At 45.1% G+C, this 17,158-nt stretch carries 9 protein-coding genes and 1 pseudogene; 4 read left to right on the top strand and 6 right to left on the bottom strand.

Annotated features, from left to right (window positions below; all coding sequences use genetic code 11):
- Positions 1-29: 29 nt before the first annotated feature.
- Complete coding sequence (locus tag IAR63_RS04795) at positions 30-989, bottom strand: protochlorophyllide reductase (protein ID WP_187706782.1); 960 nt, start codon at positions 987-989, stop codon at positions 30-32.
- 512 nt (positions 990-1,501) lie between these two features.
- Here IAR63_RS04795 and IAR63_RS04790 point away from each other — a divergent pair.
- A complete protein-coding gene (locus IAR63_RS04790) occupies positions 1,502-2,278 on the top strand; it encodes a tetratricopeptide repeat protein (protein WP_187706781.1) in 777 nt (258 codons plus the stop codon).
- A 66-nt stretch (positions 2,279-2,344) separates the two neighbouring features.
- A complete protein-coding gene (locus IAR63_RS04785; protein ID WP_223007712.1) occupies positions 2,345-2,995 on the top strand; it encodes a P-loop NTPase family protein in 651 nt (216 codons plus the stop codon).
- On the opposite strand, the gene IAR63_RS18360 is transcribed toward IAR63_RS04785, so the two are convergent.
- Positions 2,910-3,311 carry a transposase gene (locus IAR63_RS18360; protein ID WP_235678354.1) on the bottom strand — a complete coding sequence of 134 codons (402 nt, stop codon included), beginning with the start codon at positions 3,309-3,311 and terminating at the stop codon, positions 2,910-2,912. The genes IAR63_RS04785 and IAR63_RS18360 overlap by 86 nt on opposite strands.
- Entirely contained in the window at positions 3,260-3,448 is a 189-nt protein-coding gene (locus IAR63_RS18355; RefSeq protein WP_235678236.1) for a hypothetical protein, read from the bottom strand. Before IAR63_RS18355 ends, IAR63_RS18360 begins: the two co-directional genes overlap by 52 nt.
- Before the next feature lie 196 nt (positions 3,449-3,644).
- Here IAR63_RS18355 and tnpA point away from each other — a divergent pair.
- A pseudogene (tnpA, locus tag IAR63_RS04775) lies at positions 3,645-4,036 on the top strand (IS200/IS605 family transposase).
- A 309-nt stretch (positions 4,037-4,345) separates the two neighbouring features.
- Positions 4,346-5,038 carry an IS1 family transposase gene (locus IAR63_RS04770; RefSeq protein ID WP_187706780.1) on the top strand — a complete coding sequence of 231 codons (693 nt, stop codon included), beginning with the start codon at positions 4,346-4,348 and terminating at the stop codon, positions 5,036-5,038.
- Positions 5,039-5,093: 55 nt separating this feature from the next.
- On the opposite strand, the gene IAR63_RS04765 is transcribed toward IAR63_RS04770, so the two are convergent.
- The 3 genes from IAR63_RS04765 to IAR63_RS18185 all read right to left on the bottom strand — a co-directional run bounded on the left by IAR63_RS04765 (position 5,094) and on the right by IAR63_RS18185 (position 17,090).
- A complete protein-coding gene (locus IAR63_RS04765; RefSeq protein ID WP_187706779.1) occupies positions 5,094-7,463 on the bottom strand; it encodes a metallophosphoesterase in 2,370 nt (789 codons plus the stop codon).
- A 121-nt stretch (positions 7,464-7,584) separates the two neighbouring features.
- Positions 7,585-9,870, bottom strand: a complete 2,286-nt coding sequence (locus IAR63_RS18350; protein WP_235678353.1) for a calcium-binding protein — start codon at positions 9,868-9,870, stop codon at positions 7,585-7,587.
- 623 nt (positions 9,871-10,493) lie between these two features.
- Positions 10,494-17,090, bottom strand: a complete 6,597-nt coding sequence (locus tag IAR63_RS18185; protein WP_223007710.1) for an ExeM/NucH family extracellular endonuclease — start codon at positions 17,088-17,090, stop codon at positions 10,494-10,496.
- Positions 17,091-17,158: the final 68 nt, after the last annotated feature.

The raw sequence follows: 17,158 nt of genomic DNA, 5'->3' as shown, positions 1-17,158 counted from the left end.
TAGATAATGTGCCCCATTCCCCCATCTCCTTAGGCGATTCCAACCAACTTAGCACTCAAGTTCCACATCTTTTCAGCTTTTGCATCATCACTAGCTTCATTAGAAACCTTTTGGGCAAAAGACTGACGATTTTTCTTTTGTCTATTACCCCAACTCCAATAGATCCCAGACTGATTATAGGTTGGGTCAGCAACCACTTGTGCCACTCTTTCACCAGCTTGCTCTTCTGTCACAAATCCACCAGTAATATATTTTTGAAAAATGGGGAACAGTTTCTGAAACAGTGGATAATGATTGCGGAAAAGTGCCGTAGTAGCTACACAACCTGGATAGAGGGAACTAAAAGTAATACCTGTAGAATCATGATAGCGACGGTGCAGTTCTCGCATGGTCAAGACATTGCATACCTTACTATCTTTATAGGCCTTCACTGGCTCAAATTTTTTTCCATCAATCATAGAATAGGGAGCTTTAAATCCAGCTGCAAAACCCTGTAAATCCCCCAAATCAGGTCGAGGGGGAATTTTACCTCCTAGCTCGTTCGGGTTATGGGTAACTGTCCCCAAAATTACTAACCTTGGTTCGGGAGCAGGGGATTTTTTCAAATCCTCTAACATGAGATTGCATAGGAGAAAATGACCCAAATGGTTTGTGGCCACACTCAACTCATAACCATCTGGACTATATAAAGGCTCTTTTAGCAAGGGCATGTAAATAGCCGCATTGCAAACTAAAGCGTCCAAATTTTTACCGGTGGATCTGAACTCTTGTACAAATTTTCTGACACTATCCAATGACGCTAAGTCTAAATTTATAATAGTATAGCTATCCGGAGCAATTCCTGCTGCTTGAGCTGCGGTTTTGGTTTTTTCTAGGTTCCGACAAGCCATAACCACATGCCAACCCCTGGCTGCTAGGGATTTAGCTGAGTATAATCCCACACCGGAGGATGCACCAGTAATTATAACTGTTGAATGATGTTGTTCCATGTTTATATTTAAAATGTTGACTGTATTTTGGTTTTTATTGTGACATTTTACCGCAATAGCGGATATTTTTAGGCAATTCTCACTAAAGTCGGCCTAACTTTAGCAAGAAGTGCCTCAAATGTAAAGCCTTCCCAATAAGGATCAGAAATTCTAAATTTGGAATGTAGTTTAAGCTACATAATATAGGTATAGAGAGCCTTGCCCATACGGAATAAATACCAGGAAAGGCTTCGATTAGAAAATTATAAATATAATATAATGTGGGTTGGGTTGAGGAATTAAACTCAACGAGGTTGTCACCAACCCCGTTAGTCTTCAAAACCGTGCATGAAAGTTTCCCTTCACACGCCTCCTCAATGATTTGGTGCTTGTCACGCATACCTAACGTACTCTTAGTCTGTTTTTACTAGTTTTGTTGAAATCTTCATTTTTGAACGTGGAAAATAAAAGATAATTAGTCCTATTCTGGTTGATTTAGATACCTCATTGGGTGATTGAACAATCATAAAATTATGCTAGGAGATGATATTTTGCGTAGTTGTAGTATGGTTATTTTTCGACGCTTGATTACATCTGGGTTGATTGGTTTCCTAGTAAGTGGCTGTGCTGATGCAGCCCAATCTTCTACGGAATATACAAGACAAATTGTTCGGGAAAATAACGTAGCGCAGCTAATGGCGCAAGTTCAGGATAGTCAAAAAGTCGCAAATCTATTGAGTCAGGGCAATGGTTTCTTAAATACTGGACGTTACGAAGAAGCACTTCAGCTTTATAATCAGGCAATTGCAATTCAAAAGGATAATATACCATCATGGGTAAACAGGGGAAATGCCCTACTGTCCCTAAAACGCCACCAGGAAGCATTGAAATCTTATGATCAGGCGATCGCCCTCCGCCCTAACAAAAATGAAGCCTGGTATAATCGGGGTAATGCCCTATCAGCATTAGATCGTTACGAAGAGGCAATAAGGTCGTATAATGAGTCCATAGTGATTGAGCCAAATAAATTTGAGGCATGGATAAATAAGGGAATTGCCCTGACAAAACTGGGACGCTACCAAGAAGGTTTGGCATCCTATAATCAAGCAATTAGCATCAATCCGAACTTCGCTGCCGCATATTATAATAAGGCTTGTAATTATGCCTTACAGAAACAGGCAGACCTAGCTGTGAAGTCTTTAGCTAAAGCTATTAAGATGGAACGTCAAAAATATACTGAACTAGCAAAAGCGGATAAAGACTTTCTTCAAATTAGGCATAACAGGGAATTTCAGGAATTGTTGAGATAAATAACACAGGGCAAATAGAATTGGTAGAGAAACCATACCATAAACTCTCGCTTCTGACAACTCACCATGTCGAAACACTTTAATACCGCTGGTCCTTGTAAAGCCGATATCCACTACATGTTGCCACCCACCGCAAGACTACCGGAACTACGCTCTCTCATTAACCAGCAAAATTACTTTGTTATCCATGCTCCCCGACAAGTAAGTAAAACCACTGCTATGTTGGCCTTAGCCCAGGAGTTAACAGCTAGTGGTGAGTACACTGCTGTAATGTTGTCTTTGGAGGTAGGAGCACCCTTTTCCTCTGACCTAGACTCAGCTGAACAGGCCATATTGAGCGAGTGGAAACAGTCTATCCGTTTTCGGTTACCTCCAAACTTACAGCCAACCTATTGGCCTGGTATGGAAACCAGGTCTAAATTAAACGTTTTTTTAAGCGCCTGGGCTGCAACCTCTGAACGACCCTTAGTCGTATTTTTGGATGAAATTGATGCTCTCAGTGATCAAAGTTTAATTGGAGTTTTGCGACAATTGAGATCGGGGTATCCCAATCGTCCTCAGGGGTTTCCCTATTCTTTAGGATTAATTGGCATGCGGGATGTACGCGATTACAAGGTAAAAGCGGGGGGAATTAAGCTTCTCCGGTCTGAAGACACAGAGATTTCTGAAGAGTCCATAAACGAACTTTCTGAGGCTGGCTTAAACAGCCTCTACTGATTCCGCTAAGATCAATTCCTAGCATCACCGCTACTTTTTTCAAAATATTAGCAGCACCATTACAGTCCGCATTAATTTTGAACCCATCAGAAGTTTCATATACTCCACGACTAACTCGTTTCCCGCTTGCTTCCCACCCTTCGGGTTTTTCACCGAATTTAGGTATATTGTCGCAATCAAAAAACGATGATTGAGAAGTGTATGATTCTTCTGTTTCAATAAAATCTATTCCGTATTGTTTACATAATTGAGCAATACGGTCTTTTAATCTTGCTGTGGGAATTTGGACAAACTTCTGATTGTTTTTAGACCCCAAATCAATACTATTACACTAGTTAGTATTTGTTGAGAAGTATCAGAATACAATGCCTGATAATGAACGTTTTTCTGATAAGTTCCTAGTTGTTTATGCAAATCTGCTCTACTAGGAATATAACCAGTTTTAAAGTACATCTGCCTAGAATAGTAAACGCCACAATTTGTCAGCTTTTTAGCTTCTGTGCAGACGTACTCCAATATGGCTGTTATTGATTTATCGGACTTGATAAGAACTTGTTGGCATCCGTACATTGTTCGACCTTCAATGTTTGTTGATTTCAAAAGTATAGTTGAGATATGATTTACTTGTCAATAGCAGCCACGAAACAATATGAAGACAACACTGGAATACAGAATAGGAAATCACTCAAAAGGTAATGCAGTAGTGCATCTTGTATGGATACCTAAACGCCGAAAAAAGGTATTATCTGGAGAGATAGCTAAACGCCTTCGACAGGTAATTTACGAACTAGCCAAAGAAAAAGACTGGGATATCCTCGCTCTTGAGGTTGCACCATGTTCATTTATTTGTAGAACATCAACCATGCTATAAATCAAGTGGTTAAAGCTTTTAAAGGACGGTCATCTTGCTTGTTAAGACGAAAATTTCCTGAATTACTTAAACTTCCTAGCCTATGGACTAATAGTTATTTTTATTCCACTGCTGGACAGGTTTCAGCAGATGTTATTAAAAGGTATATTGAAGATCCGCATCACGGTTAAATATCAAGGCGAATAAATTCGCCGTTGGCACTTCCTGTCTAAAGCCAAGTGGCTTCCGTGCCGGCGATTTTCTTGTGATTGCGAAGCACTCCCTAACAGAAACAGGTGGACCTAGCTGTGAAGTCCTTAGCTAAAGCTATTAAGAAACATTCCTTGGTATTGGCGTAGAGGTGTACCGCCCTGACCAGTGGATAAGTCATGATTCATCGGTAATCTGTGTCTCTATGGTATAAATTCACCACAAAGACACAAAAGTTTAGACCAATTTCGGGCGTTGCATAATAGAGGTATGAATTGAGGTAATCTACTGTGCATTGTCCAAACTGCGGGTCTTCCAAAATCAGAAAGAATGGCAAATGTCGAGGTAAACAAAATCACATTTGTGCTGATTGTGGTCGTCAATTTATCGATGTCTATAGTCCACCTAAAGGTTATTCAGAAGAAGTTAAACAAAGTTGCCTGCGCTCTTGTATTAACGGTATGGGATTTAGAGCAATTGAACGCGATAAAGGCGTTCATCATACAACTATTATTTACTGGCTAAAACAAATTGGTTCCATACTTCCAGATGCTCCACCAGTTGAGGAAACACCCTTGGTAGGTGAGCTTGATGAGTTGGAGACCTTTGTGGGATCAAAAAAAAACAAAATATGGTTGTGGACAGCAGTAAATCACTTCCGTAAAAATATCCTGGCTTGGGTTGTGGGAGACCACAGCTCACAAGCATTTCAACCTTTGTGGGACATCGTTAAACTCTGGCAATGCTTTTTTTATGTTACTGATGGGTGGAGGGTTTATCCGAGTTTTATTCAGCCAGAGGATCATATTGTGAGCAAAACATATATGACTAGGGTAGAGGGTGAAAATACACGTTTACGTCACTACTTAGCGCGACTACATAGAAAAACGCTATGCTATTCAAAATCTGTAGATATGCTTAGGTATTCAATTAAATTATTACTTCACTATTTAAAGTATGAAGTAATACCCGCGTTTAGTTGATTCATCCCGCAAATATGCAACGCCGACCAATTTGGTAATCTCTACTAGCTGAGGACTACCCAAAAACGAAGGTTGCACCTGCAGCATTCACTCCGTTAAGAGTAGCAATTAACACACCATTTAGGCTGATATCACTACCACTGAAGGTGAGGTCACCCTTAGAGTTGGCAACCTGGTTAGTAATGCCTATTACATCCGTACCGATGGTGTAGTCAACAATCGTGTTAGATGCTTTTAACTTGGTAGGGTCATCAGTGAGAATCCAAAACTGATCCGCACCAGCACCACCAGAGATTATATTACCTCCACCTTCACCCACGAAGAACCGGTCATCACCTTCACCACCGATGGCACGACCATTAACACCGAGGTAGAAGATATCATTACCCACACCACCAGAGATCCGGTAGCCACTGGCATCTGTGGCATAAAATACATCATTACCACTGCCGCCAAAACCCCGATCCTGATCATTTACCGTTATTATATCACTACCACTCCCCGTAAAAATACGATTTTGTCCCTTCAGAGTTAGGGGCAAAGACAAAGTAGTATCCACCTCATCATTTCCAGCTCCGGTCAAGATCAGGTCATTGATACCATCTGCCTGACTATTGGGGGCATTAGCAATGACCATATCAGATCCTGGTGTAGTAGTGACTAGCTTAGCTTCTAAGACCGCCACAGTAGCCTCAGGAGTTAAAGGAATATTAATCACCGATCCTTCATCCGTGACCAGCATAACCACCGGATCATCATAAACGCGGCGCTCAGTTGCCACAAGGTTATAGGTTGCATCCAGAATGGGGAAACTGTAGACCGGCGTAAACTCAATTTTGGCAGTGATTCCTGCTATAGGAGTGAAAGGTTCAATATTTACCTCCAAATGACCATAATGTTTGCCTCCGTCCACGAGTTGAGGCACACCATCAATCACTTTCCAAACCTCCGCTTCACTTTGATCGGCAGTCCACTGACTGTACTCATTATAACTAAGCAAAGGAGTACTCACCCCAGATCCCGTGCGCTTTTCACCCCGTAATCCATCACCGGACACACCAACATCGTAGTAAGTGACCCCAGTGCCATCTGCATTTTGATCGACAAAACTACGCTCAAACATCTCACTATGACCAGAGAGAACAGCAGCAACACCATAGGTTTCAAACATTCCTTGATATTGGCGTAGAGGTGTACCGCCCTGACCAGTGGATAAGTCATGATTCATAGGTTGTCCATGCTCGCCACTACTATAGGGAACATGGTGAAACTGTACAAAAATGATTTGACCATTAGCGCGGGCATCTTGAAGTTGGGCCTCTACCCAGTTCCACTGAGTACTACCGGGGTTAAAGTCTGCCAGATCAGTACCGCCAAAGCTTTCGTACTGTTGACGGGTATAATTATCCTGGGTGTCTTTTCCCGGATCAGTAAAAGTAGTACCAGTGACCTTAGGTGGCTGACCCGAACCACCATAGTTACTGCGGCGATCATCCGGTTCCCCATTAGAGCTATCTAGAGTGAGGATAGTCACAGGACCATAGTCTACCCGGTAGTAGTTGTCCCGGTGAGTTGGAGTTCCATTTTCCGGACTATCAAAGTAAACATGGTACTTATCTCGCCCAAACTTTGGTCCAAAACGGCCATCAGCATCCGTACCATACCCCCCGTTGAGAGCGCCAAAATTTTCCCAGTTCCCCAGGGCGGGTAAAATGGCGTACTTAGACAGCCCACTATCAAACTCCCCGGCGTTGTGACGGAAAAATTCATCCCAACCTGGTTGGTAGCCACCCCCTTGTACCAGGTCTCCAGGCATGAGTAAAAAGTCCGGGTTTCTACTGTTGACAATATTCAAGTTCTCTTGATACCCCTTAGTTTCCGTCAGCGCATAGCGCAAGGTTTGGGCAGCGCCAGAACCAGAGGTGCCAAAGGTGGTAGCCCACTGACTACCCGTTAAGCTAGGACGCTCAGAACCCTCCGCCAATAAACCTGGTTGCCACTCCCGATAGGTGATTCGCCCACGGGGTTCTGTTTCACTGTCGGACATGGCAATGAAGCGAATACTAGACCATTCTGTAGCAAGGGGAGCAGTTTTAAAGGTAGAAGTAAAGGTAGCACCCCCTTGGGCGACGGTGTAACTATAAGTCTGATTTGAATCTAATCCGTCTAAATTTATTCTGTGCTTGTAATTGTTGTTGTCGATTAACCAACTATTTGCCAACCCCGTGATGGTCTGATTTTGCTCCGCAGTGGTGTAGGCGAGTACGGGTTCAAAGGTGGGATTACTGGTTAATACTAAAGGACTGGTCAAACCTGGGCCAGTCACGGTGAGAGTACCGTCCACATCCTCTGTAGTGAACCAGGTAACAGAAACCCCATTGGAAGAGGGATTTTGCAGATAGGGATTAACGCGAAATTTGCTCATGAGTTTAAGAATAGGTTAGTTAAGTTAAAGTATTTCACAAGTAATCTGTGTCTCCATGGTATAAATTCACCACAAAGACACAAAAGCTTAGACTAATTTGGTAATCTCTACTAGCTGAGAACTACCCAAAAACGAAGGTTGCACTTGCAGCATTCACCCCGTTGAGGGTAGCAATTAACACACCATTTAAGCTGATATTACTACCACTCAAGGTCAGGTCATCCACGGAGTCGGCCACCTGGTTGGCAATGCCTATTACATCCGTACCGATGGTGTAGTCAACAATCGTGTTAGATGCTTTTAATTTGGTAGGGTCATCAGTGAGAATCCAAAACTGATCCGCACCAGCACCACCGGAGATTATATTACCTCCACCTTCACCCACGAAGAACCGGTCATCACCATCACCACCGATGGCACGACCATTAACACCGAGGTAGAAGATGTCATTCCCCACACCACCAGAGATCCGGTAGCCAGTGGCTTCTGTAGCATCAAACTCGTCATCCCCACTACCACCAAAGGCCCGGTCTTCATCAGCCACAGAGATTGTATCCGCACCACTGCCAGTGAAAATGCTATTGGAACCTAGGTAGAGTTTAGCTCCCCCTATGGGGATATCCACTTCATCCTTGCCAGCACCTGTAAACACCAGACTATTGACTCCGGTAAATTCCCCAACCCCAGCTTGGATTGTGTCAGCATTGGGAGTGCCAGTAATCAGGGGCTTGACGAACTCAAGGGGTTCCGTAATGTTGAACATGAAAATTTGACCACCTTGGTCTGCTTTGCGTTCTGCCAGAATGCCGCCCGATTCCCCACCTTGCTGCACCACACCGATAAAGGTCTGCTCTTCCAATGGCAAACTACCAATGATTCTTTGAGCACCAGTTCCATCAAGTTCTTCCTGGGTGTAGAAACTGCCGTCTTCCTTCTTGGCTACTAAGTGGGTGACATTCCAAGTACCGGAAAACTCAGCGCCTGTAGCTCTTGAGAAGGTGCCAGGGATGGCAGCAACCTTGGCCTTAGCACGGGGGTTAAGAGAACCGCCAGCGGAAGCCAGGAAGTAACCTGTACCAGGATCTGTCAATTGTAACGTCTCGGAATCAATGGGCAGAACGTACTTCCGCTCGCCGTAATCGTTACCCGAATCTTCATCTAGGATGAGGTAGTCACCATCAGAAGTTTTGACCCACTGGAGACCATCAGGTTGATCTGCGTAGGCCTTGCCCTGTTCCACATGAATTGCATGGGTTAAAGAGCTAGCGGGGTTGTTTGGACCCGTAGGAGCTGCCCCTTTACCATTGGTTTCTAAGACGAGAGCACCATCCACACCTGCCAGGACTCGAGTTACATCTGCGGACAGGTAATCCGGTAAGCCGTTACCGTCAGCATCGTTGGTCAGATCAGTAACGATGTTGTTAAAGTCAATACCCAAAATAGAACGGGCATCCGTTAGGTTGATCACGTAGCGAGACTGGGTGATATCTGGATCTACTGCTGGGTGCTCAACTTTGCTGTCACCATTGAAGAAGGTATAACCTTCTGGTTGCTCATTTGCTTCCTTCACACCACCTACAGTGTCACCATCTTGCAGCCACCGGTAGACCTCTGTTTTACCAGCATTTTCAGGGGTGTCGAAGCCATCCCAGCGATATTTCGTGGGGTAGTAACGCACTTTGAAAGTATCAGGAGCATCTGCATCAGCGGTGTAGGCATTCAGCATTTCAGTATCCGCGTCTACGTTGGCAATGCCCAGGTCTGCATAGGTATCATTGGTGGCAGCCATACCATAGAGCTGACCGAAGAGTAAACCATTGCGACCCAGAAAGGCGTCGCGAGCAGAAGCTGTGTTGTAATTCATCGCCTTGCCCGCCGCATCCACATTCTTCTTGCCAATATAGATCTTCAGAGGCGCGGGTTCAACCTCCAGGTTATAACCGGACATAACCAGAACAACATAGTCCTTATGACCGGAGTTGATGGGCAGTATTTTCTCGTAGCCAGACTGTCCTAAAACTGGGACAGTGTAAGCAGTTTTATTGGCAATATCCACTACCATGGAAGCCAAACCCATGGTGTTGTCAGTGAAGAATTTATCTCCACCACGACTGCTATACATCTGACCAATGTTCCACTCTTCACCCATCAGCCACACATCATCGGCAAAGCCAATACCGTTACCATACTTGTTCGCTTCCTCGTAATAAGCACCGCAGAAGGAGTGGAAGAACCAGTCACCTTGAGTTAGGCGATATCTTTCGTCAAACTCGTAAAGGGTTCCATCTGCCCCCGTTTGGTTGCCCCACTTTGCACTCAAATCTTTAGGATCAGCATTCTTGCCATCTACAATTTCACCAAAAACGTTATATACGGTATTAAATAGATGTCCTGCTCCTTCAAACATCTTGCTGGCGGGACTGTTGTTGTTGAGGAAGTCAGCAAAAGCAGCCCGATTGTAGTCGATGACGTGGACGTGGGAACCGGTAAAGCTCACACCACTATCCATTTTCCACCCATAGGTTTCTTTGACGAAGGTGGCGTACGACTCAGACTGGTAGGCAACGCGGATAGTGTCTTCATCCAGTAGCCAGGCTGCTTGACCATCGGGCCAACCTGTTAATACATGCCCGGTTTTGGGATCAATTTCACCCACGGTTGCCATCGCTTTGAACTTTCCATAAGGGAAGTCAGTATCACCGCTACCACCATCGAGTAAATGTTCAGGTGCAGTGGAGGCGCCGGCCTGGGGAATTAGGGCCGTGGTTTCGCCAATGAGAATTTTTGTTATATCAGTTGCCATATCTTTCCTTATTTGCTGTGAATCTACGGTGAAATCTCAGTTTTCCCAGGATCTAGTTAAAGATATTCCTGAGAGGGTAAAACTTCTTTGGTAACTCTACAGGATAAATACAGATAATTTGTTTAAGGTATGGTTAGGGTTAAGTTAAAGTATTTCTTCAATAATCTGTGTCTTTGTGGTATAAATTCACCACAAAAACACAAAAGCTCAGGCCAATTTAATCTCTACTAGCTGGCCAAGGGACTGCCAAAAACGAAGGTTGCACTTGCAGCGTTCACCCCGTTGAGGGTGGCAATTAACACACCATTTACGCTGATATTACTACCACTCAAGGTTAGATCATCCACAGAGTCGGCCACCTGGTTGGCAATGCCTATTACATCCGTACCGATGGTGTAGTCAACAATCGTGTTAGATGCTTTTAATTTGGTAGGGTCATCAGTAAGAATCCAAAACTGATCCGCACCAGCACCACCGGAGATTATATTACCTCCACCTTCACCCACGAAGAACCGGTCATCACCATCACCACCGATGGCACGACCATTAACACCGAGGGAGAAGATATCATTACCCACACCACCAGAGATCCGGTAGCCAGTGGCTTCTGTGGCATCAAACTGGTCATGCCCACTACCACCAAAGGCCCGATCTCCATCAGCCACAGAGATTGTATCTGCACCACTGCCAGTGAAGATGCTATTGGAACCTAGACTGGGCTTGGCTCCGCCAATGGGAATATCTACCATATCAGAACCTGCTCCAGTAAATATGATTTGGTTTACACCAGCAAAGTTCACTCCTGCTTTTAAATTGTCTGGGCCAGAGGTTCCACTGATAATTAGAGGAGGTTCGTTAACAGAGGAGACCAGATTAAGTCCCACAATAACCGGGTCATGATCGGAGGATCGGTAAGGGGTGGTACCATCAAAAATAGCAGCATCTCTTCCGAAGTCAAGGTTATAGTCTATCCCATCGGCCTCATCACTGTTGATCGCCCACTCTGTTGCTCCTGTTACCTGCTGTGCTAGGCTTGCACTGGCAAAGGCATAGTCCAGAGTACCGGTTTGACCATCAAACACGTAGGATGCGGTAGTCCCTTGATGAAATGCGGAGGCCAGGTCGATATAGCCAGCATTTTTTAGCACTTTCACCGGATCTTCCTGAGCATAGGCGTTAAAGTCACCAAGGAGCAGATAATCTGAGTCATTCACCTTGGTAGGATTGGTGTTGAGCCAGTCCACTAGCGCCTGGATTGCTTTAGTCCGGGTATTGTTCCAGAAGCCCTGACCATCGTTTTGATCGTAGTCTGGAGAGTTGATGTCTGTTAGTTCAGAAGCGCCTTTAGACTTTAGGTGATTTACTACTACCGTAAATTTTTCGTTAGTTGCTAAATCTTGGAAGGTTTGTGCTACTGCAGGACGGTTACGATCCTGCCCTGTGTTGTTAGGATCCATAAATTCAGAACTATTCAGAATAGCTACATCCCCTAACAGACTCACCGCCATAGGTTTGTAGATCAGTCCCACCGCGATCGCATCACTGCCCACAAACTGAGTTCCTGGATTCACCCAGGCATAGGTTCCAGCGCCAGCTTTTGCATTAAGCTGATTTGTGAGGTACTCAATCCCATTCCCACTAGAACCCGCCAAAAAGTCATTTTCCAGTTCCGCTAAACCTAAAACATCCGCATTGATAGCTAGTAGGGCAGTAACTAGTTTGTCCGTTTGGCGATTAAACTCATCCATGCTGTCCGCACCACGAGGATCTTGACCAATCACCGTATTCACACCAGGCAGATCAATTGTTTTGAAGTAATTAAGGACATTAAAACCCGTAACTTTAATAGAACCACCCACTGTCTTAGGAGTTACAGGACGATCATTTACCTTAGTAAACCTATTCTGACCATCCTGAGTAGATCTTACCCGCCAGGTTGCACCACTGGCAGCATTACCGGCCCACTGATAGCTAAGAACACCAGATAAATCTGTAATTCTATCCCCCATGCGGATATTACTAGCAGTGTTAAATATAGGACCAAAGCCATCCAGATTCCCAATCAGAGCATTTTGAACACTTAACCCATCATCATAAGTGATGGTGCGGGAACCAACCTCCACCCGGTGTGCTGCATAGCCCGCTACATCCGGGTTATTAAACTGGGTGAACTGTTGGGGGCGATCGCCTTGAGCTAACTTGATCTCGTTAAAGCGATCGAGGTTAAACATCTCCGTCACCGTCAGGGTGTTCGTGAACTTAACTAACATCCCTTCAAAGGCTTCCAAATCTGGCTGAGGCGTTCCCCCTTGGCTGAGGCTAGTGGTAGGAGTGGGTAGGGTAATATTTGCCGCTGTGGGCAGGGTATTGCCAGAACTGATGATGGTAACTGTTGTGGGAGTAAGTTGGGTTTCCCCAAAGAACTCGCTAATCGTTCCTGTGATTTTAATCTTGTCTCCCCGACTGACCGCTACACTAGAATTAGAGCCGTCAAATACAAAAATACCTTCAGACGTAAGTACATTCCCATCTCCATCAGTATCTTCTTCCTGAACGTAAAAGCCATTCAAGTTCCGCTTAGTGTCTGTATCACCAGCCTGGAAGTCACCTACTACGATTGCTTCGATTGTTACTGTCTGACCATTGAGTGGACTAATATCAGCGCGGCCACCGGCGGAAGTTTGACTGACAGCGTTACCTTGGATTTGGTGGATCTTGATCGGTCCCAAGGTCACCACTTCAGTGCGGAATTTCTGCCAGTTGTCTTGGTTCAAATTCTTGGAAGCAGTGCTGTTGCCATACCAAAAGGTGTCCCCATTATCCACCAATAGTTGAATCTTGCTATCACCAGTGAGGTTCTCAGGAACGGTGACAATGCCCTCAAAACTGCCATTGCTATCCAGGGCCGTGAGATCCGTGGCTCGCAATAGGGGTTTGTCTGTAGGGTTGCCTGTCCATGTGTAAAGACGGAAATCATTGGGAGCGCTATTTGTGGATGCGCCCACAGCTCCTGCAATGATCACATACTGCCCTGTGCTGTTGCGTTCAATGCTGCGAATGCCGCGTCCGCCCAGGTCTAGCTGAATTGGTGCGCCAAAGGTGGCGGATCCTGTAGTACCGCCATTGGTATTGAGAATGGTGCCCAAGTTGGTAACGGGAACGATTAAGGCTTTGGTGCGATCGCCAGTGGGTTCTAGCGGTGTGCGGAATGCCACATATAGGCTATTGCCATCGGGAGAAGTGGTCAAACCTTCGATATTGAAACCATTGACAACGCTTACAGATACACCCGAAGCTGCACTTGCACCAAGTCCAAGGAAGCCTACCCCCAATCCATGACCATTGCTATTGTCCCAAGCGATGAGGTCATCTTCTAAAAATTGATAGTATCCCGCAAAGGTGAGGGTGGTATTCACCCCCGTACCTGTGATGGTGGTGGCAAACAGGCGTTCACGATTGGGAGCATCTTGATTGCTGGAGTTATTACCATGGGAACCGATCCAGTAAATCCTGTTGCCAATTTTCACCGAACCTTCCAGATCCACCTCTGAGGTTAATCCCGTCACAGAACCAAAATCGAAGCTGGTAATTGGTGCGCCCGATTTAGTGCGATCGTAGAGGCGAATGCGTTGATCTTCGTCATCTCCAACCAACATATATTGATCGTCAATGGCGATCGCTGTGGAAGCATCACTGGTGCCTGTATGGAAGCGAGTAGTATTGGGGCTAACAGAACCTTGGGAAGCCGCGTAATTGATTTTGTAAGTGACAACATTATTGCCATCATTGACTGTCAAGGTGATATCGGAAAAGCCCACACCCGTAGGCGTGATCTTGAGGTTGCGGGTTATGTCTGTGCCACTCAAAACCAAATTGCCATTGGTGACAACCGTTTGATTGCTGCTACTTACTGTCACAGTAAGATTATTTAAAGACGTATCTGCATCAGCGATCGCAAAGTCAATGCCCAAGGTACTCGCGGGGTCTGTGGGATCACCAATCACCCCACTCAATACGCCTATCCCCGTGGTCGCTAAACTGATCAAAGGTGAAGTGGTATTTTCGGTAATTGAAGGAACTGCGCCCACCGCCACATCATTATCAGTAATGTTCACATTCACCGAGGGAATAGTAATACGGTTGTAGCGCGTATCCGTACTAGTGGCACTATGGCTGATTGCACCCGTATGTGCATCTTCAAACAAATTATCGTCAACCCCAGTCACTGTCACCGTTTGTGCCACATTCCAATTGGCAGGGGTAAAAGTGAGGGAAGTATTAGTTACATTCAATTGGGAACTAGCCACCACATCAACCGTAACATTGGCGGTGGGTTGGCTTCTGAGTACCACTGTGTAGGTGTCAGTTGAAACACCCTCCGTAATGGCAGTATTGCCACCTGACTGCGCTATTAATATTGCGGGACTTGGCACAGACGCACTGCTATAACTACTGGGGTTACCCGTACCACCACTCAGGGAGTTATAAGAATTTAGACCATCGCCAACCGTTGACAAAGCCCATTGGGTAATATCGTTCTTGCCCAAATTGGCCGCCGCTGTCCAAGCGCTGACATTTTGGGTGCGCCCTGTACCGGGGAATCTGGTGCTGTCACCATAGATCAAGCTATCGACAAGGATTCCATTATTGTTGAAGATATTGATTTCATCTTCGCGCCCGAGGTTAACGGTTAAGCCACCGATGATTTTCACTGTTGGTGCAAGTCCCCAATCAGCACGAAAAATCTCCGCTCCAGCTTCCGTAATAATGACCGATTCCCCCGCCTGCAGGATGCCAAAGTCACTAAGTGAAACAGTACCAGCAATTCTTGAGTCATCGTCATAGCTCCATCCTGTCAAATCAATGGCCGTGTTCCCAATATTAGTCAACTCAAAAAATTCACTGCCATTGCCATCGTATTGATATTCCGTAATCCTGATTGCGGGTAGATTAGGAGCAGTATCGTTATCCCCAATGCTGATATTGAGGTTAGGAATAGTAAGACTATTATAAGTAGAATCATTGCTAGTCACTGTATGGGCGATCGCACCAGTATGGGGCTTGAATTCAAAAATGCTGTCATCAACAGCTCGCACCGTAATTATTTTAGCAACAATATCTGTTAAAGCAAGAATTGCTGTAGTTCCAAAATTTACACCATCCGTACTAACTAAAGTCTGCCCATCGCTGACCGTAACATTGATATTTACCGGGGCAGTTGGGGTGCTGGTTAACGCGAGAGTATAGGTATCAGTTGCGCCACCTTCCATAACGCCAGTGTTGCCACCGGTTTGGGTCAAGACAATGCTTGACACAGTGCCAATCCCATAGCGTCCAGGATTACCAATATCTCCGCCTGTGGATGTCACCGAACCTTGAGCATCAGCGACAGTAGAGAGTTGCCACTTGGTCGCATCATTCAGCCCCAAATTTGTTACACCTGTCCAAGCGCTGACATTTTGGGTGCGGACAGAACCACTGATCGTGCCATCGTCATAGGTCAGGCGATCAACCCGTTGATTATTCTGATTGTAGATATTGATCTCATCAGCACGCCCCAACCCTTGATTGGAACCTGCAATCACCTTTACCGACGGCGCTAATCCCCAAGCTGTGCGGAAGTCACTGCTATTAGCCGCTTCCGTAAAGATTACCGATTCCCCAGCTTGGACAGTGCCAAAACCGCTTAATGAGAAGGAACCGGGAATTCGGGAATTGTCGTCATAGCTCCAGTTCGTGAAGTCGATCGATGTATTGCCAATATTGGTTAATTCAACAAATTCACCATTTGCACCTGAATACATATATTCAGTAATGCGAATCTGAATCGTAGGCGCAGTTTCTGCCTCATTATCAGTAATATTAGCAGTAATATTGGGAACAGCCAAATTATTGTAATTAGTATCCGTACTTGTTACCGTATGGGTCAATGTACCTGTGTGATTACCCTCAAAATTAGCACCATCAATCGCTGCTACCGTGACATTTTGGGCAACATTCCAGTCTTGTGGCGTAAAGGTAAGACTGGTAATATTAGTAGTGAGTTGTGAACCCGCATTAATAGTGATCGTCACATTGGCGGTGGGTTGACTATTCAGCACCACAGAGTAAGTATCAGTCCCACCACCTTCAGCTACATCGGTAGAGTTGCCCGACTGGGTAAGGGTTATTCCCGATGCCGAAGCAGTTTGTGGCGTGCCCACAATATTGATATTATCAATACCAATCCATTCATCGTTACCTGGGGCATTTGTGGTGATAATCCTTACCTGTAATTGAGCTTGGTTTTCTGCTTCTGTGGGCAAAATAGCGCTAACAGGTGTCACCAAATTTGCCAAGCTAGGACCAGAACTGGCATCAGCAACATAACCGCTAGGAATATTCGTGAAATTACTTGTTGTTCCAATGCGATATTGCAAACCTACCGCCTGCACTGCATTGTCCGTCGAGCCATCAATATCACGCAGGTTGTAGGAGATATTGATATTGGTAACACCCAGAGTATTTAGGTGAATTAATAAAAAAGGAGCATCCGCTGTACCGGAACCCTGCAGGGAAACCACAGGATCACTAATTTCAAACTCAGCTACTCCTCCAGTAGTAACTGTATTAGGGTTAGACTGGTTGGCAATAACATTAATAACCCCAGTACCATCGGCAATCACAGTTTGCGGATCAACTCCAGTAGCATTGGTTAAATCATCACCTCTATAACCAATAATACTAGGAATATTACTCCAATCATTATTTATTGTAATTCCTGTGGTATCTGTCCAGTTTTGTGTAAAACCACCCGTTGCTAAATTATGATAAGTGTTACTCATTGTAGTGTGTCTCTGAAATGAATTAGAGGACTCCTTGTGCCTTTGTGGTTTTAATTACTTACCACAAA

The organism is Cylindrospermopsis curvispora GIHE-G1 (genome assembly GCF_014489415.1).
Lineage (GTDB): Bacteria > Cyanobacteriota > Cyanobacteriia > Cyanobacteriales > Nostocaceae > Raphidiopsis > Raphidiopsis curvispora_A.
Note: the sequence above shows the minus strand (reverse complement) of the source record. Positions and strands in the feature narration are given on the sequence as shown.